Annotated in this window: 1 protein-coding gene; it reads left to right on the top strand. The window is 35.0% G+C overall.

Features of this window, described 5'->3' with window-relative positions; translation table 11 throughout:
* Positions 1 to 163 precede the first annotated feature (163 nt).
* Positions 164 to 505 carry an SAUGI family uracil-DNA glycosylase inhibitor gene (locus HMPREF3134_RS08010; RefSeq protein ID WP_070442060.1) on the top strand — a complete coding sequence of 114 codons (342 nt, stop codon included), beginning with the start codon at positions 164 to 166 and terminating at the stop codon, positions 503 to 505.
* Positions 506 to 591: the final 86 nt, after the last annotated feature.

The raw sequence follows: 591 nt of genomic DNA, 5'->3' as shown, positions 1-591 counted from the left end.
GGGATTCCGGGATTTCCTTGTTACACCAACGTTTATCACGGGTTTTTATATGGAATTTTTTCTTATTCCCACCGGGATTCGTAATAAATGACAAATCAAATATATATTATCTCAATGATGTATATGAACTACATCACTATCACACTATCTAGGAGGCAATGATATGGAAACAATCACTCAAGAACTCAAACAATATATAACTCGTCTATTCCAACTATCTAACAATGAAGCATGGGAATGTGAAGCGTTAGAAGACGCAGCAGAAAACATACTTCCTACTCGCTTTGTAGACCATACCCCACTTGCGCATCTTACACTTGAAACTTATACCTACTATAATAATGAGCTACATGAGCTAAGTATCTATCCATTTCTAATGTATTCCAATAACCAACTCATCAGTATTGGTTATCTGGATCATTTTGATATGGACTTTCTATACCTTACAGATACTAAAAATACGATTATCGATGAACGTCATCTATTACAAAAAGGAGGAGAATAATATGAACTGGATCAAGGTCGCTCAACTATCTGTTACAGTCATTAACGAAGTGATTGACATCATGAAAGAAAAGCAAAATGGAGGAA

This window comes from Staphylococcus sp. HMSC14D10, from assembly GCF_001808125.1.
Lineage (GTDB): Bacteria > Bacillota > Bacilli > Staphylococcales > Staphylococcaceae > Staphylococcus > Staphylococcus haemolyticus.
Note: the sequence above shows the minus strand (reverse complement) of the source record. Positions and strands in the feature narration are given on the sequence as shown.